General features: G+C 62.0%; 16 protein-coding genes. 11 read left to right on the top strand and 5 right to left on the bottom strand.

Features of this window, described 5'->3' with window-relative positions; translation table 11 throughout:
• Positions 1 to 255: 255 nt before the first annotated feature.
• The gene (locus ABD833_RS14325) at positions 256 to 666 is read right to left on the bottom strand and encodes a hypothetical protein (protein WP_345073890.1); all 411 of its coding nucleotides are present in this window, start codon (positions 664 to 666) and stop codon (positions 256 to 258) included.
• 219 nt (positions 667 to 885) lie between these two features.
• On the opposite strand from ABD833_RS14325, the gene msrA reads away from it, so the two are divergent.
• The 4 genes from msrA (at position 886) to ABD833_RS14305 (ending at position 7,729) form a co-directional block, all read left to right on the top strand.
• A complete protein-coding gene (gene msrA / locus ABD833_RS14320; protein WP_425553668.1) occupies positions 886 to 1,560 on the top strand; it encodes a peptide-methionine (S)-S-oxide reductase MsrA in 675 nt (224 codons plus the stop codon).
• 158 nt (positions 1,561 to 1,718) lie between these two features.
• Positions 1,719 to 5,573, top strand: a complete 3,855-nt coding sequence (locus ABD833_RS14315; RefSeq protein WP_345073889.1) for a PAS domain-containing sensor histidine kinase — start codon at positions 1,719 to 1,721, stop codon at positions 5,571 to 5,573.
• Positions 5,574 to 5,615: 42 nt separating this feature from the next.
• Positions 5,616 to 6,776 carry a methionine aminotransferase gene (locus tag ABD833_RS14310; protein WP_345073888.1) on the top strand — a complete coding sequence of 387 codons (1,161 nt, stop codon included), beginning with the start codon at positions 5,616 to 5,618 and terminating at the stop codon, positions 6,774 to 6,776.
• A gap of 146 nt (positions 6,777 to 6,922) precedes the next feature.
• Positions 6,923 to 7,729, top strand: a complete 807-nt coding sequence (locus tag ABD833_RS14305; RefSeq protein WP_345073887.1) for an amidohydrolase — start codon at positions 6,923 to 6,925, stop codon at positions 7,727 to 7,729.
• Between the two features lie 78 nt (positions 7,730 to 7,807).
• Here ABD833_RS14305 and ABD833_RS14300 read toward each other — a convergent pair whose 3' ends face one another.
• Positions 7,808 to 10,120 (bottom strand): T9SS type A sorting domain-containing protein, encoded by a 2,313-nt coding sequence (locus ABD833_RS14300; RefSeq protein ID WP_345073886.1) that lies wholly within the window; start codon positions 10,118 to 10,120, stop codon positions 7,808 to 7,810.
• A gap of 36 nt (positions 10,121 to 10,156) precedes the next feature.
• Here ABD833_RS14300 and ABD833_RS14295 point away from each other — a divergent pair, with 36 nt between their 5' ends.
• Positions 10,157 to 11,458 (top strand): UDP-N-acetylmuramoyl-tripeptide--D-alanyl-D-alanine ligase, encoded by a 1,302-nt coding sequence (locus ABD833_RS14295; RefSeq protein WP_345073885.1) that lies wholly within the window; start codon positions 10,157 to 10,159, stop codon positions 11,456 to 11,458.
• An 88-nt stretch (positions 11,459 to 11,546) separates the two neighbouring features.
• Here the strand turns inward: ABD833_RS14295 and rfbC are convergent, their stop codons facing one another.
• Both rfbC and ABD833_RS14285 read right to left on the bottom strand, forming a co-directional pair.
• Positions 11,547 to 12,092, bottom strand: a complete 546-nt coding sequence (rfbC, locus tag ABD833_RS14290; RefSeq protein WP_345073883.1) for a dTDP-4-dehydrorhamnose 3,5-epimerase — start codon at positions 12,090 to 12,092, stop codon at positions 11,547 to 11,549.
• A 73-nt stretch (positions 12,093 to 12,165) separates the two neighbouring features.
• On the bottom strand, positions 12,166 to 13,281 hold the full coding sequence (locus tag ABD833_RS14285; protein WP_345073881.1) for a glycosyltransferase family 4 protein: 1,116 nt from the start codon (positions 13,279 to 13,281) through the stop codon (positions 12,166 to 12,168).
• Between the two features lie 242 nt (positions 13,282 to 13,523).
• Here ABD833_RS14285 and ABD833_RS14280 point away from each other — a divergent pair, with 242 nt between their 5' ends.
• The 6 genes from ABD833_RS14280 (at position 13,524) to ppk1 (ending at position 22,143) form a co-directional block, all read left to right on the top strand.
• Positions 13,524 to 13,901 carry a c-type cytochrome gene (locus ABD833_RS14280; RefSeq protein WP_345073880.1) on the top strand — a complete coding sequence of 126 codons (378 nt, stop codon included), beginning with the start codon at positions 13,524 to 13,526 and terminating at the stop codon, positions 13,899 to 13,901.
• Positions 13,902 to 13,963: 62 nt separating this feature from the next.
• Positions 13,964 to 15,283 (top strand): GTPase HflX, encoded by a 1,320-nt coding sequence (gene hflX, locus ABD833_RS14275; protein WP_345073878.1) that lies wholly within the window; start codon positions 13,964 to 13,966, stop codon positions 15,281 to 15,283.
• Positions 15,284 to 15,763: 480 nt separating this feature from the next.
• On the top strand, positions 15,764 to 17,035 hold the full coding sequence (locus ABD833_RS14270; protein ID WP_345073877.1) for a M43 family zinc metalloprotease: 1,272 nt from the start codon (positions 15,764 to 15,766) through the stop codon (positions 17,033 to 17,035).
• A gap of 455 nt (positions 17,036 to 17,490) precedes the next feature.
• Entirely contained in the window at positions 17,491 to 19,212 is a 1,722-nt protein-coding gene (locus tag ABD833_RS14265; RefSeq protein WP_345073876.1) for a GEVED domain-containing protein, read from the top strand.
• 177 nt (positions 19,213 to 19,389) lie between these two features.
• Positions 19,390 to 19,881, top strand: coding sequence for a SixA phosphatase family protein (locus ABD833_RS14260; protein WP_345073874.1), 492 nt, complete (start codon positions 19,390 to 19,392; stop codon positions 19,879 to 19,881).
• 141 nt (positions 19,882 to 20,022) lie between these two features.
• Complete coding sequence (gene ppk1, locus ABD833_RS14255; RefSeq protein ID WP_345073873.1) at positions 20,023 to 22,143, top strand: polyphosphate kinase 1; 2,121 nt, start codon at positions 20,023 to 20,025, stop codon at positions 22,141 to 22,143.
• A gap of 139 nt (positions 22,144 to 22,282) precedes the next feature.
• Here the strand turns inward: ppk1 and ABD833_RS14250 are convergent, their stop codons facing one another.
• Positions 22,283 to 23,392, bottom strand: coding sequence for a DUF6268 family outer membrane beta-barrel protein (locus ABD833_RS14250; RefSeq protein WP_345073871.1), 1,110 nt, complete (start codon positions 23,390 to 23,392; stop codon positions 22,283 to 22,285).
• Between the last annotated feature and the right edge of the window lie 162 nt (positions 23,393 to 23,554).

Below are 23,554 nucleotides of genomic sequence, written 5' to 3'. Positions count from 1 at the left end.
TGAGAAAGCGTTTCAATCCCAAACGAATACGACCACTTAATGTTTTTCAACCACTAGTCACCCGTTTCGTTCCTCAATTTTTTAACGCCTGACCCCTAAACTCGTGGCTTCCCGCTCCTGACTGTTAACCGCCGGCAACCCACCCCTCACCCGGCGTAACAGCCGCTGCTATTGCAACCGGCTGGTTGGCTGGCTGGCTGGCTGCCCCCCCAAAGCCTGAACCACGTTGCAGACCGGACCATAGCGGGCCCCGGATTAATCGGGACAGCTATGCAGCCAGGTCCGGGCGGCTTCGACATCCGGAAACAGCTGCATCTGAAACTGGTCGCCAATGCGCTGGTGCAGGTCTTGGATGGAAAGCTGGCCAAAAATGCCGGGCGACACTACCTGGGCAAAATAGCGCAGGCCGGCCTGCAGAATCAGGGGCGTCCAGACGGTGGCAATCCACTCATTGGCGGCGGTGAAGCGCCCGATCAGCTCGCGGTGGTCGTTCAGGAGCCTGGCGCAGGGGTGCTGCCGGAGCATGTCCACGTAGAACAGCCCCCCCTCCTGAATCGTGGCCAGGGTTTGGATGCCGGTCCAGCGGGCATACACCCAGTTGTTGATCGGGTCGCGTTCCACCATCAGGTACACATGGCCATCGGGCCGGCGCAAATACTCAGGCATGCTGCGGACAGGTTTTAAGAGAGGAATAAAGCGCCAATCTCCGGCGGTTTTCCCGCGCATGCAAACCCGGGCCCGGTGGCTCAATTCATGTCCCCCGGCAACACCCGGGCCCCACCCCGATATCAGGGCAGGGGAGCACGGCGGCCCCGGTTGGCCAACGACGGGGCACCCCGTCGGCGTCCCGGCATCCGGCGGGGGTCCGGCCGCGTATAGCTCGGGGTGATACATAAGCCAACTCTCTACCTTCTGGGCCTGCTGCTGAGCGTAGCCGCCTGCACCCAGAACAAGCCGGCCGCGGACGAGCCGGCCGCCTTCCGTGAGCCCACCACCGGAGCCGCCCCCACCGACCTGACCGGGTTGGCCGTGGCTACTTTCGCGGGCGGGTGCTTCTGGTGTACGGAAGAAGTATTTGAGGAACTGCGCGGCGTTCGGCAGGTAGTATCGGGGTACGCGGGCGGCCCGGAGCAAAACCCGACGTACGAGCAGGTCGGCGGCGGCGCTACGGGCCACGCCGAAGCGGTGCAGGTATATTACGATCCGAAAGAAGTCAGCTACCAGACCCTGCTGGACGTGTTCTTCGTGGGCGCCCACGACCCGACGACCCTCAACCGCCAGGGACCGGATGCCGGGCCGCAGTACCGCTCGGTGGCCTTCTACCGCACCGCGGAGGAAAAGCAGCTGATCGAAGCCACCATTCAGCGCGTGAGCACCGCCAGGCACTATGCTGACCCCATCGTGACGCAGGTAACGGCCTTCACCCGGTTCTGGCCCGCCGAAGACTACCACCAGGGCTATTACCGCCTGCACCCCGACGACGCCTACATCCGTTCCGTGTCGCGGCCGAAGGTGGCGAAATTCCGCAAGGCCTACCCCGCCAAGCTCAAGCAGCCCTGAAGTCCGCGGACTGCCTGCCCGGGTCCTGCTCCTGGCCGAGCAGGACTTTTTTTCGGGCCGCCCCCCGGCCAGTGCTGGCAGCTGAAGCGCAGCGCCTATATTTGGGCAGCCTGCTACTGCCTGCCTGACCCGGCTTCGGGTTGTTTCTTCCCCGCCTTATGCCTGCTGAAGCCGTTGACTTCGATCTGATATTCGATGCCCTGCTGGCCCCTCATCTGGTGCTGGCCCCGGATCTGACGGTTGTCGCGGCTAACGTTGGCATCTGCCAGCTCCTGCACTGTAGCCGCGAGGCCCTGCTTGGCCGGCCCGCCCTGGCCATCTTTGATCAGCTGCCGGCCACGCCCCTGGCAGCCTGGCAGACCACGTTGGCCGCGGCCGTGCAGCAGCAGCAGATTCAAACGCTGCACCTGGTTTTAGCCGCGCCGGACGGCGGCCCGGAGGCATATCACCACTGGCAGATTCAGCTGCGGCCGGTACCCGATACGGGGGCCGCGCTGCGCTACCTGCTCTGCCGCATGCTCGACGTGACGGAACAGGTCCGGGCCGAGCAGCAGGGCCAGAGCAACCAGGAAGGCTTCGGCTTACTGGCCCGGGCCACCCACGACGCCATCTGGGATGCGGACCTGCGGACGGGCACGGTCTGGCGCAATGCCATGTTCAACACCCTGTTTGGGTACCCGGCCACTGCCGATACCCAGGCGCCGGCGTTCTGGCACGAGCGGGTTCACCCCGACGACCGGACCCGGGTAGAAGCCGCGCAGGCCCGGGCCATTGCCGCCCCCGACACCGTGGTTGACGTCGAATACCGGTTTCGGCGCGCCGACGGAGAATGGGCCGAAGTGGTTGACCGCGCCTACGTGGTGCGTGATGCACAGGGCCAGGCCACCCGCCTGCTGGGAGCCATGCAGGACGTAACCCGGCAGCGCGCCGCCGAACGACTGGCCCGGCAGAACGCCGACCGCTTTCAGCACCTTACCGAGGTACAGCAGCAGCTGGTCTGGACGGCGGGGGCCGATGGCGACCCGGAGTATGTGAATCCCTATCTGGAAAAATACCTGGGCCTTGATCTGGCCGGCGTCCGCGACTGGGGCTGGGAAGCCGTGGCGCACCCCGACGATTTTCCCCGGGCCCGGGAGCAACGCCGGGAAACCCTGCGCACCGGGCAGCCCTTCGAAACCGAGCTGCGGCTGCGGGAGCAGGCCACGGGCCGCTACCGCTGGTTTCTGGGCCGCGTGGTGCCTATTCACGACGAAGCGGGAACCGTTACGCAATGGGTGGGCACCGCCACTGATATTGATGCTCATAAGCGCGCGGAGCAGCATCTGCAGCAAAGCAATGAGCAGTTTCGCCTGCTGCTGGAAACCCTGCCTCAGATGGCCTGGACGTCGGAGCCCACGGGCGGGGTTACGTACTACAATCAACGCTGGTACGATTTCACCGGGGGCACCTTCGCCGAGCTGCAGGACTGGGGCTGGGAGCGGTTTATTCACCCCGACGATCTGGCGGCAACCTCCCGCCGCTGGAAGCATAGTCTGGCGCAGGGCACGGCCTTTGAAGCCGAACACCGCTGGCGCAACCGGCGGGGCGAGTACCGCTGGTTTCTGGGCCGCGCCGAACCCATTCGCGACGAGCAGAATCAGATTGTCCTGTGGGTGGGCACCAACACCGACATCCACGACAGCCGTCAGCTCCGGCAGCATATTGAGGAGAAAGATCAGCTGCTGCAACTGATTCTGAGTCAGATGCCCGCCGACATTGCCACCCTCGCCGGCCCCGACCATCGCATCACTTTTATAAACCACGGCATGAACCGGCTCTACGGGCGCCGCGCCGTGCCGGGCTTAAGTGCCGCGGAGGCGTTTCCGGAAGTGGCGGAGCAGGGCTTCGTGGCGCTGATGGATCAGGTCTATTCCACCGGACAGCCCTACTACGGCGTCGAGCAGCTCACGCTTATTCCGAACGCGCAGACTGGCGTACCGGAAACCCACTACCTCGATTTTTCTTACCAGCCCCTGCGCGATGAAGCGGATGCCGTGCAGGGCCTGCTCGTCTTTGCCGTCGATGCTACCGAGCGGGTGCTGGCCCGCCGCCGGGCCCAGGAGCTGGACGCCACCGTACGCCAGCGCGATGAGCAGATGCGCATCATGAGTGAGTCGCTACCGCAGATTACTTGCATCAGCAATGCCCTTGGCGAGCCGCATTATCTGAGTCCGCAGTGGTATGCCTACACCGGCCAGAATCCCGATGGCAGTGAAGCCAGCCTCTGGCGGGAAGTCTGCCACCCGACGGACGGAGCCACCTGTTGGGCGTCGTTTCAGGAGGCCCGGCAGGCCCGGCGCACCTGGAGCGGCCAGCTGCGGCTGCGGCGACACGACGGGCAATACCGCTGGCACCTGAGTCAGGCCGTACCCATGCCGAACGAGCAGGGCGTCATCACGCACTGGTATGGCTCAACTACCGATATCCACGAGCAGTGGGAAATTCAGGAAACCCTGCGCTGGAGCCAGGAACGTTACGAGCTGGCGGCCCTGGCTACCAACGATGCTATCTGGGACTGGACCCTGGCTACTGGTCAGCTCACCTGGAATGCGGCCATCGAGCGGGTATTCGGCTATCCGGCCTCGGTCATGGAAGTTCCCCTTGCCTGGTGGGAGAACCACATCCACCCCGCGGACGTGCAGCGGGTGTTGGCCGGTATTCAGCAGGTGCTCGCCGGCAGGCTTACCGACTGGCAGGCGGAGTACCGGTTCCAGCGGGCCGATGGCTCCTACGCCCAGGTGCTCGACCGCGGCCACATAGCCTACAACGACCAGCAGCAGCCCACGCGCATGATCGGGGCCATGCAGGACGTAACCCAGCAGCGCACCGCCGAAAATGCCCTCCGCGAGCGGGAAGCAGAATTCACCACCCTGGCCAATATGATGCCCCAGCTGGCCTGGATGGCCGGCCCCGACGGCCATATCTTCTGGTACAACCAGCAGTGGTACGACTACACGGGTACCACCCTGGAAACGATGCAGGGCGGGGGCTGGCACCAGCTTTATCATCCTGACCACCTGCCCGGCATTGTTGAAGGCTGGACCGCCGCGCTGGCCAGTGGCGAGCGGTGGAACGACACCTTCCCCTTGCGGAGCCGGCAGGGCGAATACCGCTGGTTTCTGTCGCGGGCCCAGCCCGTCCGCGACGAGCAGGGGCAGGTGGTGCGGTGGTTTGGCACCAACACCGACGTGACGGAAGCCCAACGGGTAGAGCAGCAGCTCAAGCAGCAGAACGCGGAGCTTTTGCGCATCAACGAGGACCTGGACAACTTCGTGTATACCGCTTCCCACGACCTGAAGCAGCCCATCAACAACATGGCCGGCATCTTTGAGGAGCTGACCCGCACGGCTTTCTTCCGCGACCCCGACGCCATCAAGCTCACCGCTATGTTTGAGCGGGCGCTCCAGCAAATCTATAGTACCATCTACAATCTTTCGGAGCTGGTGCAGGTGCAGAAGCTGCGGCATGAGCTGCCTACCGAAGTACTCACGCTCGAGCTGCTGACCCAAGAGGTAGTGGCCAGCATCGGTGAGCAGCTGAGTGCTATGCGGGCCGTTGTCACCACCGATTTCACGGCGGCCCCCAGCGTGGCGTTTGTGCGGCCCAACCTGCAAAGCGTACTGTATAACCTGATCAGCAATGCCCTGAAGTACGCGGCTCCAACCCGCCCCCCGGCCATTCACGTCCGGAGCTACCGGGAGGACGAGTTTGTGGTGGTGGCCGTGCAGGACAATGGGGTCGGTATTGATCTGGAACGCTACGGCAGCCAGCTCTTTCAGATGTTCCGCCGCTTCCACGACCATGTGCCGGGCTCCGGCATGGGGCTCTACCTCGTCAACCGCGTGGTGCAGAGCTACGGCGGCCGGGTAGACGTGGAAAGCGTAGTGGGCCAGGGCACCACATTCCGGGTATACATTCCGCGCCAGGGCCCCTCTTCGGCGGGGCCAGCTGGCCAGGAGGTATTTTTGGGTTGATGCCGCCCTATATTGTCTGCTTCGGTTTTTCCTCTGGTTTATATGCCGCTTCCTCCCCTCGTTTCCAAGCTGCCTGACGTGGGCACCAGTATTTTCGCCGTCATGTCGCAGCTGGCGGCGGAGTGCGGGGCCATCAACCTGGCGCAGGGCTTTCCCGATTACGACCCGCCGCAGGTGCTCACCGAAGCGCTGGCCCGCCACGCCACCACGCCCGGGCACCAGCAGTATGCGCCCATGCCGGGGCTGCTGCGGCTGCGGGAACAGATCAGCCGGAAAACCGCGTTGCTGTACGGCGTTACGCCCCCCGATCCGGATACCGAAATCACCGTAACCAGCGGCGCTACCGAAGCGCTCTACGCCGTGCTGGCCGCCGTGGTGCGCCCCGGCGACGAAGTACTGGTTTTTGAGCCGGCCTATGATTTATATGGCCCGGCCATCCGGCTGCAGGGCGGGGTGCCGGTCTACGTCCCGCTGCGCCTGCCCGACTTCCGCCCCGACTGGGACCTGGTGGCCGCCGCCCTCACCCCGCGCACCCGGCTGGTCCTGCTCAATACGCCCCACAATCCCAGCGGCGCGGTGCTGACGGCCGACGACCTGCGCACATTAGGCCGGCTGCTGGAGAATACGGCCACGCTGGTACTCAGCGACGAAGTGTACGAGCACATGGTGTTCGATGGCCGGCAGCACCGCAGCGCCCGGCAGGAACCCACCCTGGCCGAGCGCAGCTTCGTGCTGTCCTCATTCGGCAAAACCTACCACGCCACGGGCTGGAAAGTAGGCTACTGTGTTGCCCCGCCCCAGCTGACGGCCGAAGTGCGCCGCGTACACCAGTTCATCACCTTCGCTGTGAGCACCCCTACCCAGCACGCGCTGGCCGATATCCTGGCCGACACCAGCCTGTATACCACCTTGCCCGGGTTCTACCAGCGCAAGCGCGACCAGTTTGCGGCCCTGCTCCACGCTACCGGTTTTGAGCTGCTGCCCACCCAGGGCGCGTATTTTCAGCTGGCCCGCTACCAGCAGCTTTCCACCACCGATGACGTCACGTTCGCCCGGTACCTGACGCGGGAAGCAGGGGTGGCCGTGGTGCCGGTTTCGGCCTTCTACCACGATGGCCGCGACCATGGGCTGATCCGGTTCTGCTTTGCCAAGCGGGACGAAACGCTGGTCGCGGCCGCCACCCGCCTACGTAGCCCGCGCTGAGGGCGGCGGCACGCTACCCCCGTTCTGGTGAGCCGCGCAGTGAGTAAGGAGCCACAATACCGTCAATAGCATTATTCAGTTTTTGTTTATCAACCTTTTTCCTTAACATTCAGAAATTTCCTCTTCCTCATCAATTTCTACTGCTCGTGTCTGACTTAACCGTTTCCTTCGTACAGGCTTCGCTGCAATGGCATGATCCGGCAGCCAACCGGCTGGAACTTAGCCGGCACATTGATGATATCTCCATTGCTACTGATCTGATTGTGCTGCCGGAAATGTTCACCACCGGCTTCAGTATGGATGCGCCAGCTCTGGCTGAGTCGATGGATGGCGCCACCGTGGCCTGGCTACGGCAGATAGCCGTGACCCGGCAGGCCGTGGTAACCGGCAGCATTATCATCCAGGAACAGGGCCGCTACCATAACCGGCTGCTGTGGGTACGCCCCGATGGCTCGCTAAGCTACTACGACAAGCGCCACCTGTTTGGCGTAGCCGGGGAAGCGGACGTGTACACGCCCGGCACGGAACGGCTGCTGGAGGAGTGGCGGGGCTGGCGCATCTGTCCCCTGGTATGCTACGACCTGCGCTTCCCGGTCTGGAGCCGCAATACGGTGCAGGAGCCCTACGACCTGCTGCTGTACGTAGCCAACTGGCCGGCCTCCCGCCGCACGGCCTGGATAACGCTGCTGCGGGCCCGGGCCATAGAAAACCTGGCGTATACCATGGGCGTCAACTGCGTGGGCATCGACGGCAACAGCCTGGCCTACGCCGGCGACTCGGCCCTGCTGGATATGCGTGGGGAGTATCTGGTTGAAGTCGGCAACCAGGAAACCAGCATCACCCGCACGCTGCGCCGGGCCGAGCTGGAGGCGTTTCGGGAACGGTTTCCCGCCCTGCACGATGCCGACCCTTTCGACCTGCGGGAACCGGTCTACTCCACCCATCCGAACTGATACCTGAACCGGGTATTGCCCCCAAAAGCCTCCGCTGAAAGGTCGGAGGCTTTTTATTTGCAGCAAGCACGGCGGGGGCTAGCGGACGATCAGGCGCTGCACGCCCGACTGGCCGGCCGCCGTTTCGGCCCGCACCACGTATACGCCGGCCGCCAGCCCCCGCAGATCCAGCGCGTGCGTACGGGCCAGCCCCGGGGCCGAGTGCACCAGGCGCCCCGTGAGGTCCAGCAAAGTGAGCCGTACTGGCTGGGCCGTTTCGACGGTAGCCCTGGTAGCCGCCGGGTTGGGGTACACGCTCAGGGTCAGCGCCGCCGCCGCCGATCTGCGCGTACTCAGCAACAGATTGTTACGGCTGCCAAACGCGACCACCCCGCCGGTTTCCGTGCCGACGAACACCTCCGGGGCGCCGTCCGCGTTGAGGTCGGCAGTGGCCAGCGTGAAATGGTTGGTGAGCCGACTGCCCAGCCTCGTGGGCTGATACTCGTTCAGCAGGGCGTTATACAGCACGTCGCTGCGGTCCAGGAAGATACTGCTCTGGGTGCGCAGACTCAGAAACAGCCGCAGCTCCCCCGTCACGTCGACCGTCAGCAGGTCCGGGGTCCCGTCTCCGTCGACATCGGCTACCGTGGGCGAAAGGGATGAGGGCCGCTGGTTAGCCGCATTGCGAAGCTGCCCGAAATCGTTGTCGGCCAGCACGAAGGCGGAGCGCAACGGCAGCGTCCCGGTGTTGCGGTAATAGCGTAGCGAGCCGCCGGGGCAGGCATTGGTATCGGTTCCGATCAGCAGATCCACGTTGCCGTCGCCGTCAATATCAGCAAAGGCTGCCGCGTCGAGGGGCCGGCTGGGAATCCCGTCGATATAGGCCAGCGCAGCCAGATTGAATACGGCCGGCCGGTTAGCGGGAGCCGTATTCAGCACGTAGGCCACAAAGTTATAGGAGCTGCCCACGGCGTAAGCGGAGAAGGCCAGGTCCAGGGCCCCATCCCGGTTCAGGTCGACCAGCGTGGGCCGGAGCGACGCGTAGCTGCGGCCGGGCCCCGCCAGGTTCAGGTAGTTGCTGTCGGTGAGCTGGAAAACGGGCCGGGTAGCCGTACCGGTGTTGCGGTAAAACGACAGGGTAGCCCGGTAGAATCCCCGGGGAGTATTGCGGCTCACGCCGCCAATCAGCATGTCGGGCCGCCCGTCGCCGTCCAGATCCCCGAAGGCCGGCGCGGCTTTGTCGCTCACCTCAATCATGTCGCGCTGCAGAAAGTCTTTTCCCCGGTACTCGAAAACCGGCGCACCGCTGCCGCTCACATTCTCGTACAGCAGCACCGTCTGACGGGTGTCAATCGTGTCGAGGTTGTCGAATACGCTCGGGGCTACCACCAGGTCCGGCCGGCCGTCAAAAGTCAGATCGAGGGAGTAGGGACCGGGAAAATTAGCGACGTGGGCCGGCGTGGTATTCGACGGAAAGTTGGCGTCGAGGCCGGTACTGGTCATCCGGGGGGCCGTGTTGGAGCCCTGATTGACGAGCTTTGTCAGCTCGGGGCAATAGTCGCGCCCCGTGAGCATGTCCAGGTCGCCGTCACCGTCGAGGTCCAGGGTGAGCAGGCTGCTGCCTGTAGTATGGGCAACAGCCTGCGGGGAGCGGCACTGCGCCGGGTCAAACACGAAGGCAGTGCACGACGATTCACACAGGCGCGTCCCCCCCCAGCGACTGTCGGTCTGCCGGAACGTGAGGCCCCCGCACGTACTGCTCGTATTCTGAAACAGGCGGATGTCAAACGGCTCGGTGAAGTCGTGGCAGAGGATATCCAGCTTGCCGTCGCCGTTTACGTCCCGGATATCGGGCAGGTGAATGCCGCCGGTGGTGATGTTGACGTCGCCCACCGGCGGATTAGGCTCGAAAAAGAACAGGTTGGCCGCCGCCAGCTGAAATGAAGGCCGGCCGTGGGCATCCGCCACATTGCGAAATACGCGAATGTTGCCGGGCACGAGGCTGGCCGTGAACAGATCGGGGCGGTTGTCGCAGTCGAAGTCGCGCAGCAGCACCCAGTTCTGCAGGTCGTCCGGAAACAGCGCTTCATACTCGGGGGCATGCTGCCACCGCCGGCCGCCGGCTGGCGCGGCCACGTTCAAATAGGTCAGGGAACGGCGGGTGATGCGGTCAAAAATGTAGAGGTCGGGCTGGCTGTCGCCGTTCAGGTCGAGGCCGGAGAACTGGGGCGAATTCAGGCCGCCCGTCCAGGCATTGCGGAGCGTGTCGGTGCCGTGCACTACTTTTGCCACGTCGCGGTACTCCAGGCCGAACAGGGGCCCGGACTGGGCCTGCCCCGTAGTGGGCTTCACCAGCAGCAGGCTTAGCCCCAGCAGAGCACCGTATAACAGCGGTGAAACGCGCTTTTTCATAGTTCAGTAGTCAGGCACCAAGTTACGCAGATTCGCATGGAAGTAGTCGCGGCCCTTTACGAGAGATTTCAGCAATGCGCGGCCGTCAGCACCGATTCGCGGCAACCGCAGGACAACACCCTGTTTTTCGCCCTGAACGGCCCCCATTTCCGGGGTCGCGACTTTGCCCCGCAGGCGTTGGCCCAGGGGGCCCGGCACGCCGTAGTCGACGATGCTGCCCTGGCGGCCACCGATGCCGCGCGCTACACCTACGCGCCGGACCCGCTGGTAGCCCTGCAGCAGCTGGCCCGGCACCACCGCCGCCAGCTGATCATCCCCGTTATTGGCATAACGGGCTCCAACGGCAAGACGACTACCAAGGAGCTGATGCACGCGGTGCTAAGCCGGCGCTACCGGGTGCAGTACACCACAGGCAACCTGAACAACCACATCGGCGTTCCGCTTACGCTCCTCAGCATCCGGCCCGGCGAGCATGAGCTGGCTATCATCGAGATGGGCGCTAACCACGAGGGGGAGATTGAGCTGCTTAGCCAGCTGGCCGAGCCCACGCATGGGCTGATTACCAACATCGGGAAAGCCCATCTGGAAGGGTTTGGTGGGGTTGAGGGAATTGCCCGGGGAAAAAGTGAGCTGTTCCGGTTTCTGGCCCGGACGGGTGGGACGGTCTTCGTCAACACCGCCGACCCGCTCCTGCCGGCGCTGGCGGCTCCGGTCGGGCAGCGCGTCAGCTACCCCAACGCCGCCGACACTTACCCGGCGCAGCTGCAAAGTGCCACCCCCCAGGTGGTCCTGCGGCTTTTCGAGGGCACCGTAGTTACGGCTCAGATTACGGGGGGGTATAACTTTCCGAATCTGGCGGCGGCGGCGGCCGTAGGGGCCTATTTCGCGGTGCCCGCCGCCGACATTGCCGCGGCCCTGGCCGGCTACGCCCCCACCAACAACCGTTCCCAGCTGGTGCGCACTGCTCGCAACGAAGTCGTGCTGGACGCTTACAACGCCAACCCCTCGTCGATGGCCGCCGCCCTGACCAGCTTTGCCGCCCGCCCGGTTTCGGCCGCTGACCAGGTAGTCGTCCTCGGCGACATGTTCGAGTTGGGCACGGAAAGCGCCGCTGAGCACCGCATTCTGGGCGAGCTGCTGACCAGCCAGGGCTTCGGCACCATATTGCTCTGTGGCTCCGATATGCGCTACGCGGCGGAAGCCTGCCCGACGGCCCGGTACTTTCCGACCAAGGCGGCCCTCACCGGGTGGCTGCAAACCCAGGCTTTCAGCCACCGGCAGATCCTGATTAAAGGCTCGCGGGGTATGGGCCTGGAAACCCTGGTCAGCCTGGTCTGAAGGCGGATAACCGCAACTTTTCCCCGGTCAATTCCATGGGCGGTGGCGCACAGTTGATGGCCTTAACTGGCAGGATTTCTCTTGCCCCTCACTCAAACGGGGTTTCAAAGGACTTGAAGTCCGGCAGAACCTGGTCTTTATCGGAGACGACGGGCGCATCAATTCCCCAGTCAATGTTGAGCGTGGAGTCGTTCCAGCATAACCCACCCTCGGCGCTGGGCTGGTAATAGTCGGAGCAGCGGTAGAGGAACAGGGTGTTTTCTTCCAGAGCCAGGAAGCCGTGGGCAAAACCCGTGGGAATGTAGAGAATGTTGCCCCGCCGGGAGTCCAGCTCCACACTTATATGCTGACCGTAAGTGGAGGAGGAACGACGGATGTCCACTATCACATCCCGTACCCGGCCGGTGGCTACCCGCACCAGCTTAGCCTGCGCGTAGGGGGGAGCCTGGAAGTGCAGCCCCCGCAATACTCCTGATATCGAACTGGACTGATTGTCCTGCACCCATTCACCGCCGGCACCGGCCTCAGCCATAATCCGGGCACTGAACGACTCGAAAAATATTCCGCGTGAATCCTCGAAAATACGCGGGGTAAACTCCACAACGCCCGCCAGGGCATGATGCTTGATTTCCATTGACCAGGAAAGTATAATATTGCACGGAAAAGGCCGGCGTGGCCGCAAGGTAGCGGGTTTTAAAACGTGGTGATTAGCTGACGCCCACGTCCTCCACTATTTGCAGGTATTTGTCGAGCACTATTTTTTCGTCGAACTTCTGCTCCGCCAGCTGCCGGCCGGCCCGGCCCATGGCCTGTAGGGCGGCCTCATCCAGCTGTAGCACCTGGAGCATCTTCGCGGCCAGATCGGCACCGTCGCGCACCCGGCAGAGCAGCCCATTCCGGCCATCCACCACCGTTTCGCGGCAGCCCGGCACGTCGGTGGTTACAATGGGCTTCCCCATAGCAGCGGCTTCGAGCAGGGTTTTGGGAGTCCCTTCCCGGTAGGAGGGCAGCACCACGCAGTCGGCCGGCCGGATGTGCCCGGCTACGTTGTCGGAGGTGCCCAGGTATTCCACGTGGCCGGCCCGCAGCCACTCGTCGAACACCACCCGCTTCACCCCGATGTTGCCCGATTCATCGAGGCCGCCCAGCAGCTGCACCCGGGTGCCCGGCACGGCCTCGCGCACGAGGCGGGCCGCTTCGAAGTATTCTTCCACCCCCTTTTCGTAGAGCACCCGCGCAATCATCAGGAAAGTAAAAGGCTGGTGCCGAAAGAAGGTGGCAGCGGGCTGGAATTTATTCGTATCAATGCCCGAACCCGGTAGTAAATCGGTGATTTCGGGGCGCACCAGGTTGTGGTCGAGGAAGAGCTGGCGGTCGTCGCCATTCTGAAAAAACACCCGCCTGGGGAAACGAAAGGCGAAGCGGTACAACCCCAGCGCGACCTTGCTCACCAGGTTTTTAACGATAAACACCGTGCCCAGCCCCGACACGTTGTTGACGCTGGGAATCCCGGCCAGCCGGGCCGCCAGGGTACCGTAGATGTTGGGCTTAATGGTATACTGTAGCACCACGTCGGGCTTTTCGCGGCGGTAGATGTCGTAGAAGCGGCGCGTCAGCAGGGCGTCCTTTATAGGATTAGTGCCCTTATTTTCCATCAGAATCGGGACGAAACGGCAGCCCAGCTCGGTTTCGAGGCGGGCCGAATAATCGTCGGGCGGAGCAATAGCCAGCACTTCGTGCCCGGCCGCCTGCAGCGCCCGGATCAGACTGCCGCGAAAATTCCAGATGTTCCAGGAGGTATTGATGACGATGGCTACGCGCATAGGGCAAACGGGGGCTAGGGCCCGCAAAGGTAGGCAGGGCGATGGTGCATTCGTCGGGGCGAGGCGGCGGCGCAGCGCAATTCTGCCGCGGACGGGGGTCGGGCCTGCCAAAACCCGAAAAGCGCCCCCGCTAACTTACGCCGGCGCTTTTCAGGTTCGCCTTGTTTTCGGTACCGCTCAGACAGAATGGTTTCGTTGCCCGCACCCACAGACCGGCCCGTTACCCTGCGTATCTTCGTGGTATGATACGTCGTGTTTTTTCCCTGCGCGCCTCCGCCAGATTCCTGGGGGCCGGATTGATTTTGCTGCCCCTGTTGTTAGCCGGGGCCTGCGATTCAGCCGCCCCTGATTCATCCAGCCCACCTGCGGCGGCACCGCCGGTGGTGGACGCGGGCCTGGCCGGCGGTAAAACTATTTTCACGCAGCGCTGTGTTGTTTGCCATGGTCCGGATGGCCGGAAAGGTCTCAACGGGGCCCATGATCTGACCAAGAGCAACCTGAACATCACCGGCCGCGTGTACATCGTAACCAACGGACTAGGCAAGATGCCCTCCTTCACATCTCAGCTCACGGCGGCGGAGATTGAGCAGGTAGCTGCCTACTCGCTGACGCTGCGCTAGCGTAACCTTCCCGCCGGCGGCCCTCCCAGGGCGGCTACTCTAACCAATATCTCCCGAATTCAATGGCAAAAAAAGGCAATACTCAAAGCTGGAGCCCCACTAATAGCACCCGGCACCATACCACCGACGTGCCTACCACCGGCCCCAAGCGCGACCCGAACAGTGGTACCTACGACACCACCCAGGGCCAGGAAACGGCCGTGCTGGTGGCCGTGCCCGACAAGCGTCAGCCCGAAGCCCAGACCCGCGAATACCTGGATGAGCTGGAGTTTCTGGCCGAAACCGCCGGGGCCCGGGTCACCAAGCGCTTCATCCAGCGGCTGGACAAGCCCGATGTGCGCACCTTCGTGGGGGAAGGTAAGCTGGCCGAAATCAAGGCTTACGTGCAGCACACCCGCACCAGCATGGTCATTTTCGACGACGAGCTTTCCCCGTCGCAGCTCCGCAATCTGGAGGCCGAGCTAAAGATCAAGATCGTGGACCGTTCCCTGCTCATCATCGACATCTTTGCCCGCCGGGCCAAGTCGGCCACGGCCCGCACCCAGGTCGAGCTGGCCCAGTACCAGTACCTGCTGCCCCGCCTTACGGGCTTGTGGAGCCACCTGGACAAACAGCGGGGGGGCGGCGTGAGCCAGCGCGGACCGGGGGAAACGGAAATCGAAACCGACCGCCGCGTAGTGCGGGAGCGGATCGACTTCCTGAAGGAAAAACTCAAGGACTTCGACAAGCAGAGCCATACCCAGCGCAAGTCGCGCGGCGGGGTGTTGCGCGTGGCGCTGGTCGGCTACACCAACGTGGGCAAAAGCACGCTGATGAACCTGCTGAGCCGTTCCGACGTGTTTGCCGAGAACAAGCTTTTCGCTACCGTCGACTCCACAGTGCGCAAAGTAGTGCTCGACAACACGCCCTTCCTGCTCTCCGATACCGTCGGTTTCATCCGCAAGCTGCCTACCCGGCTCATTGAAAGCTTTAAGTCGACGCTGGACGAAATCCGCGAAGCCGACCTGCTGGTACACGTAGTCGATATTTCCCACCAGTCGTTTGAGGAGCACATCGCGGTGGTGAACGATACGCTCAAGGATATTCAGGCGGCTGACAAGCCCATGCTGCTGGTTTTCAACAAAATTGATCAGTACGAGCTGGATTCGGCGGCGCTGCACCAGGAAACCTTCGAAGGCATGAACCCGGACGAGGATGAGACTCCGCGCCCTACGCTGGCTCAGCTCCAGGCCACTTATATGGCCAGGATGCACGACCCCGTGATTTTCATCTCGGCTCAGGAGCGGCAGAACATTGAAGAGCTCCGGGCTTTACTGGTGCGCCACGTTTCGGCTTTGCACGCCAAGCGCTACCCGAACCAGGTGAGCGGGGACTTCGAATAGAGCCGCCTCTTGATTGACTAAGAAGCTGCTGTTACGCACTGTGAGGCGGGTTGCCGGCGGTGAGAAGTCAGGAGTCAGAAATTAGGAGTCAGGAGTTAAAAGAGGAAGGAGCGAATCAGGGGCCCAGGCAGACGTGCTTTGAATCGGCAGCCTGCTCGTATGCTGCCTTCCGGCTGCTGCCTTCTGACTCCTGACTTCTAACTTCTCACTCCTGACTCCTCAAACAGGGCTGCCGCAATGCCCCGCGTAACTATCAGGTAGTGAAAAAGCCTTCGGCAGTAGCCGAAGGCTTTTTCACTTTTTTATTGATGACAATTCTTGCAGGAATAGCCCTATCATTACAATTTTGCCATTTATTCACCGTTTATAATATTATAATTTCAATTAAACATCGTTTCCAGTGTAACCTTTGATGGCATTATCCTTATATTGTTCCACTGTTCTCAGTTCTCCTCCACACACCCCCTATCATCCTTCCTGATGAAGAAAAATTTTTACGCTGTTGCTCTCGCCTGCCTGGGCTTGGGTTCGTTTTCGGTTCAAGCGCAGGAAAACCGTTTGGCCCCGATAAGTGGCAATCCGGCCGTAATCGGCCGCAACTGCTCCACGATGGATGTCCTGCAGGCTCAACTGGCGGCTGATCCAACGCTGGCCCAACGCATGTCGGCCATTGAGCGGCACACGGCTCATATGGTTGCCAACTCCGCAGTAAATCGTGCCAACGCCGTAGTTACTATCCCGGTAGTAGTGCACGTAGTCTACAACACCGCCGCGCAGAACGTGACGCAGGCCCAGATCGATGCTCAGCTTAGAGTGTTGAACGAAGACTTCGCCAAGACCAATGCCGATGCCAGTCTGGTACCCTCGCTGTTTACCAGCGTGGCCTCGGGCACTAACGTGCAGTTCGTGCTGGCCAAGCGCACTCCGACCGGGGCTGCTACTACGGGGGTAGTTCGCCGCTCTACCAAGACCCGCTCTTTCAGCAGCAACGACTTCGTGAAGTACACGAGCAGAGGCGGCAGCGATGCCTGGCCCAGCGACCAGTACCTGAATCTATGGCTCTGCAACCTGGGCAACGGTCTGCTCGGCTATGCTCAGTTCCCCGGCGGCGCGGCAGCCACCGACGGCGTAGTTTGCTTATTCTCATCGGTACCCGGCGGCACGGCCAGTAATTACAACAAGGGCCGGACGGCGACGCACGAAGTGGGCCACTGGCTGAACCTGCGCCACATCTGGGGCGACGCCAGCTGCGGCAACGACCTGGTGTCGGACACCCCAACCCAGCAGACCAGCAACGGGGGCTGCCCGGCTTTCCCCAAAGTGACGTGCGGCAACCAGGGTGATATGTCGATGAACTACATGGACTACACCTATGATGCCTGCATGTACATGTTCTCCGCTGGCCAGTCCAGCCGCATGGACGCCTTGTTCGCCGCCGGCGGTAGCCGCGCTTCGCTGAATACGTCTTTGGGCGGTACGGCTCCCCGCGCAGCCCTGGCCACGATGGGCGCAGCTCCGAAAGTGGCCATGTATCCCAACCCCGCCAGCAACGTGCTGAATCTGACCATGCCCCGCACAGAAGTGGCTACTACCTGGAACGTATCGGTATACGATCTGCGGGGCCACGAAATGAAGCAGGCGGCTTACAACGGCCAGGGTCAGGTGAACGTGGCCCAGCTGCCTAAAGGCCTCTATCAGATCACCCTCTCCAATGGCGAGCAGACCTTGCGTCAGCGTTTCGAGAAGCAATAAGGAGCAAGCTACGGTCTGTTTGGCCGTGGGGTAGTTACGGAAAAGGCCTGCCTGACTGGCTTGTCCTTACCCAAAATTCAAAAGCCCTTCCGGCCCCATGGCCAGAAGGGCTTTTTTGCGAGGTTTACCCTGCCGTTTTATAGCTGACAAAGCAGCTTCAACCAACGGCAAAAAGGCTATTATGCCCCATCCGGAAAGACGGGGGAAGATTTGGGGAAGGACCAGCCTGACTGAGGGGCCTTTTTATGGTCCGGCAAAGACCAGGGCACAAGCTGGCTGGCTGGCGTCGGCTTTATTGCCATATTTTCAATAAAACCGCGCATCAACCCCTGTTTCAGGAGGCATTTGAATGTTACGTTATAAGTATTCACAGTTAACTGGATTGTTTGCCTATAAATATTCAATACATTAGCACTCTGTTTGCCCCTCTTCCCAACCACCTCCACCTTTCTTACATGAAGAAAATTTTTTACGCAGTTGCTCTGGCTTGCCTGGGCTTGGGTCTTAGCGCTGAGGCGCAGGCCCAGAAGGTTCGCGAGTGTGCCACCATGGAATCGTTGGCTCAGCAGATGAGCGCCGATCCTTCCCTGGCTCCGCGCATGGCGGCGATTGAAAACCAGACCCGCCAGTTTGAGGCCAATCCGATTAGTCAGCGCATCACGGCCCTGACCGGCACCATTCCGGTAGTAGTCCACATCCTGTACAGCAACGCCAACGAAAACATTTCGGATGCCCAGATTCAGTCGCAGATTGCGGCGCTGAACGAGGACTTCCGCAAGCTCAACTCCGACGTGAGCAAGACGCCGGCCGCTTTCGCCGGCCTTGCCGCCGATGCCGGGCTGCAGTTTGTACTGGCCAAGCGCGACCCTAACGGTAATGCCACCACGGGGATTCAGCGCAAGTCGAGCACCAAGACCACCTGGGGCACCGCGGATGACATGAAAAGCACCGCCACCGGCGGTCTGAATGCCTGGCCCGCGGGCCAGTACCTCAACCTATGGGTGTGCAACATCGGCGGCGGTATTCTGGGTTACGCCCAGTTCCCCGGCGGCGCGGCCAGCACCGACGGCGTGGTTATCGGCCCCAACTATTTCGGCCGCACCGGCTACCTGTCGGCCCCCTTCAACCTGGGCCGCACGGCGACGCACGAAGTGGGCCACTGGCTGAACCTGCGCCACATCTGGGGCGATGCCAGCTGCGGCAACGACCTGGTGTCGGATACCCCAACCCAGCAGACCAGCAACGGCGGCTGCCCATCTTTCCCGCGTCGTACCTGCGGCAACACCACCAACGGCGACATGTTCATGAACTACATGGACTACACCGACGACGCCTGCATGTATATGTTTTCTACCGGCCAGAGCACGCGCATGAATGCGCTGTTCGCTACCGGCGGCAGCCGCGCTTCGCTGCTCACGTCGCTGGGTGGCACGGCCCCCGGTGGTACCACGCCGCCCCCCACCGCTACCTATTGCGCTTCGAAAGGTACGAGCGTAGCCTACGAGTTCATCGACTACGTGAAGCTGGGCACGCTGGCCCGCACTTCGGGCGCTGATGCCGGCTACTACAACGGCACGACTCTGGCCGCTCCAGGCATCGGCGCGGGCACTTCCCAGACCATCAGCTACAGCGCTGGTTTCGCCGGCACGGCATACTCGGAGTACTTCAAAGTGTACATCGACTACAACCAGAACGGCCTGTTCACCGATGCCGGCGAACTGGTGGTGAATGCCGCGGCCAGCAGCGTAACAACTATCCGCAGCGCCACCTTCACCGTGCCCGCCACGGCCAAGAGTGGCACCACCCGCATGCGGGTAGTGATGAGCGACGCTTCGGCCACCACCAGCTGCAACGCCTACAGCTACGGCGAAACCGAAGACTACACCGTTAACATTACTGGTGGTACCGCTAAAACGGCTACGGTTGCCCGCATCGGCGGCGGCGTGGAATACAGCGTGTATCCAAACCCGGCTACCGACCGGCTGAACGTAGTAGTTCCGGCCGACCGTATGGGCAACACCTCCTCGGTGAAAGTCTACGACGTTCGGGGCCGCGAAATGAAGCAGATCAGCTTCGACGGCAACCAGCTCCACGTCGCTTCGCTGGCGAAAGGCATCTACCTGCTCACCATCACGAACGGGGACCAGATTTCGCACCAGCGCTTCGTGAAGCAATAATCTGCTGCGGGCCTGACTTCTGAGCCTAAGCCTCGGACGCCAGGTTTTGGCCAAAAGACCCGCCGGCTCCCGGCGGGTCTTTTTATTTTATGACCCGCTTGCCCGCCGTTACCAACTTCTCCATAACCATTTCGGGAAACGCATAGTAAAGAGGCGAATCCTACCTAGCTCTGCCATATGAAAACCCTGTATCTGATGCGCCACGCCAAGTCCAGCTGGGACTTCGACGACCTGAGCGACCAGGAACGCCCGCTCAACAACCGGGGCCGCGACGATGCGCCCTACATGGGCCAGGCGCTGGCCAAGCGCGATATTCACCTCGACCTGCTCGTCAGCTCCCCCGCCGTGCGGACCCTGAGTACGGCCTCGCTGGTAGCCCGGGAAATCGACTACCCCCACGACCGGATTGAGGTGATTGAGGGGATTTATCAGGCCGAAGTACGCGACTTGCTCACCATCGTGCGGGCCTTCCCCGATACCGCCGGTTCGGTGTTGCTGGTCGGGCATAACAACACGCTGAGCGATTTCGTCAACCTGCTGTCGCCCAACCAGCTGCCCGAGCTGCCCACGGCGGCCATCGTCTGCCTGAAGTTCGCCATTGAACACTGGGCCGACCTGGACCGGGCCAACGCCGAATTTTACTTCTACGACTACCCGAAGAACAATTAAGAATTGAGAATTAAGCATTGAAAATGTGGTCTGGGGCCCCGGCGTATGGTCGTCAGCCCCGTCAGGAAGCAACTGCCGGCCCGGGCGTACCCTCGCATTTCAATGCTTAATTCTCAATTCTTAATTCTTAATTAAAACCCCATGGAATCACCCAAGAAACCGCACCCCGTATTGCTCAACCGCGAATTAAGCTGGCTGGCGTTCAACCGGCGCGTATTGCAGGAAGCGCAAAACCCGGCGGTGCCCCTGCTGGAACGGGTGAAGTTTCTGGCCATCTTCTCGTCGAATCTGGACGAGTATTTCAAGGTGCGCGTGGCTACGCTGCGGCGGCTGGTGAAGCTTAAGAAGAAAACCCGCGCCAAGCTGGGCGAAGACCCCGGTGAGCAGCTCAAAAACCTGCTCGACGAGGTGGGCCGGCAGCAGCAGGAATTCGGCGAAACCTTCCGCGAAGGCATCCTGCCCGAGCTCCAGCGCCAGCACATCCACCTGGTGGCCGACCACGACCTGAGCGAGTCGCAGCGGACGTGGGTGCAGCAGTACTTCCGCGAGAAGGTGCAGGACCTGCTTTCCCCGGTGCTGCTCGATGAGAATCTGCACCACCTGTTTCTGAAGGACCAGACGGTGTACCTCACCTTCCACCTCACTCACCCTGCCAAAACCAAAAAGCACGACGACGACGAGCGGGTGGTGGTAATTGAGCTGCCGACCAAGCGCCACGGCGGCCGCTTCGTGCAGCTGCCCGTGGAGGGCCAGGAATATTACGTGATGTTTCTCGACGACGTAATCCGGACCTGCGCCCACGAGCTGTACCCCAAATACCAGAAGGTGCAGGTTCACGCCCTGAAACTTTCCCGCGACGCGGAGCTGGACATTCAGGAGGAAGTGTCGGGCAACATGATGGCCAAGATCAAGAGCAGCCTGCAGAAGCGCGAAACCGGCTACCCGGCCCGCCTGCTCTACGACCCCGGCATGCCCAAGGCCGTGCTCAAAACCGTGATGCAGAAAACCGGCATCGGCAAGGACGAGCTGGTGGAAGGCAGCCGCTACCATAACTTCCGCGACTTTTTCGGCTTCCCCGACCTGGGCTTGCCGGAGCTGCAATACCCTGAGCAGCCGCCCCTGCCCCACCCCACCCTGCCCCGCACCGGCGGCAAGATGCTGGCCGCCATTGCCGAGCGCGACCACCTGCTGCACCTGCCCTATCAGTCGTTCGACTACGTGACGCGCTTCATCGGCGAAGCGGCGGCTGATCCGCAGGTAACCAGCATCGGCATCACCCTCTACCGGGTGGCCGCCAAAAGCGAAGTGGCCAAAGCCCTGCTGAAAGCCGTGAAAAACGGCAAGCAGGTTACGGTAGTCGTGGAGCTCAAGGCCCGCTTCGACGAGGAGTCGAACATGTTCTGGGCCGAGAAGCTGCAGAAGGCCGGGGCCAACGTCGTATTCGGCATTCCCGAGCTGAAAGTACACAGCAAGGTATTGCTCATTACCCGCACCGAGAACGAGCAGAACCGCCTCTACGCCTACTTCAGCACCGGCAACTTCAACGAGGTAACCAGCCACATCTACGCCGACCACGGCCTGTTCACGGCCGACCCACGCCTGACCCGCGAGGCCGCCGAGGTATTCCGCTACTTCCACGACCGTCAGCCCAAAACCGGCTTCCAGCACCTGCTGGTAGCGCCTTTCGAGCTACGCGACCAGCTGAATGCCCTCATCGACCGGGAAATCAAGCTGGCCCGGCACGGTAAGGAAGCTTACATCATCCTCAAATTGAACGCTCTGCAGGATGAGCGCATGATCCTGAAGCTGTATGAAGCCAGCCAGGCCGGCGTGCGGGTCGAGCTGCTCATCCGCGGCATTTCCTGCGTGATTCCGGGCGTGGAGGGTCAAAGCGCTAACATCCAGCAGCGCGGCATGGTCGACCGCTACCTGGAGCACGCCCGCGTGTACGTGTTCGGCAACGACGGCCACGAGAAGGTCTACGTAGCTTCGTCCGACTGGATGGCCCGCAACCTGGACCGCCGCGTTGAGGTGGCCTTCCCCATTCTGAACGATGAGCTGCGCGCCGAAGTGCGCCACCTGCTCGATCTGCAGCGCCAGGACAATGTGAAGTCGCGCGACTTTGAGAACAACTACATCGGCCAGGACGACGCGGATGCCAGGAAGGTGCGCGCCCAGTCCGAAACGTATGAATACCTGCGGAAGCTGGCCAACCGGCGGCGCAAGACCACTGCTCCCGCCGCGCCGGGTGAAGCGGGTTGATGCCATACCGGTTTCAGAACCAGCTCTGCTAATAAAAGATCCAGTACTGAAAAAGGCCTTCTGCTTAGCAGAAGGCCTTTTTCAGTACTGAGGTGACCCGGTCTGAACAGGTCGGGCAAAATTTTGCGGGCCGCCGGCGCTACCGCCTCAGCATCCTGCGCGGGGGCACGATGAAGAGCTCCACCGAGGCGTAAGGCGCATTGGCCAGCTTGCTGTCGATGATTTTGATGCGGTTGTTGTTGGTCCGGTCGAAGGCGTCGAAGGCATAGTTGTAGCGGTAGCCGGCTTCGAGACCGAACCAGAGGAAGTCGTAAATCTCCCGCTCCCAACGGGTGCGGAATTTAACCTCGGTTTCGCGCAGCTCCAGCGAGTTCAGGCTGATGGAACCTTCCCGCCGCAGGGGCTGGCGCAGGTTTATGATGTAGTTGAGACCATCGACGGAATAGCCGGCGTAGAACAGCGAACGGGGGGAGGCGTTGTAGCGGGCCGTAACGCGGGCCGGAAACAGGGCCTCCACGCCCCAGCGCTTATTGAAAGTGCGGTTATACAGCAGGGCCGGATACGGGCTGAACCGCCCGAAGGTGTAGCCCAGCTGCACGCCCAGGCCCCAGGAGAACGTCGGACTGCGCTTCCAGCCGTACAGAAACTCCGCCGACATGCGCAGGTAGTCGCGCACGCTCAGCTCCGACGAGGTGTAGTCGCCGCTCAGCTCGCCCTTGGTCCGGATAATGTACCAGTTCACGTCGTTCACCGGCCGGATCACGGCCAGCTGCGCCCCCAGGGTTTTGAGGCCCTTGTTTTCGATGTTGTCGTAGAGCTCGTAGCCAGTGGGCCGGTCCCGGAATTTGAACTCCTCCCGCTCGTAGTTTATCCCCAGAATCAGCTTGAGGTGAGGATGGTTGATCATCGGAATATACCCTTTGATAAACAGCCGGGCATTCTTGGTGGCCTGGGAGTTGTAGTCGCGCAGGCCTACTACCTGCCCGTTGGAGGACACGTTGAAGCGCGGCACCCGCTCGTAGTGAAAGATCAGACCTTTGCTGGGGCCCATGCCCACTACTGAAGGCGTGGCAAACTGCTGGGGGTCGTTGGTGGCCGAAGTATCGGCAGGCGCCGGAGCCGGGAAGATGGACCGGTTGGGCGTCTCCTGGGCCGTGGCCGTGAAGCTTAGCGCCAGCAGCCCCAGCCCGGGGGGTAATAGTCGTTGGACCGGCCGGGACAGCGAGCGAAAAAGGCGGGAAATCAGCATAAGCAAACAGGGAGGGAAAGCAGCTGACGACAGCACGCCAGACGGTAGTGCTGGGCTAAACGGGATTGCAGCCAAAAGGATAGGCCCGCCGCTACGTGGTGGCGGAAATTTCCCCGGGCCCGGATTGCCAGAACCAGGAAAGGGCCCCGGCAGCCCCGGAAA

Origin of the sequence: Hymenobacter fastidiosus (genome assembly GCF_039539565.1) — a bacterium.
In the GTDB taxonomy this organism is placed as follows: Bacteria; Bacteroidota; Bacteroidia; order Cytophagales; family Hymenobacteraceae; genus Hymenobacter; species Hymenobacter fastidiosus.
Note: the sequence above shows the minus strand (reverse complement) of the source record. Positions and strands in the feature narration are given on the sequence as shown.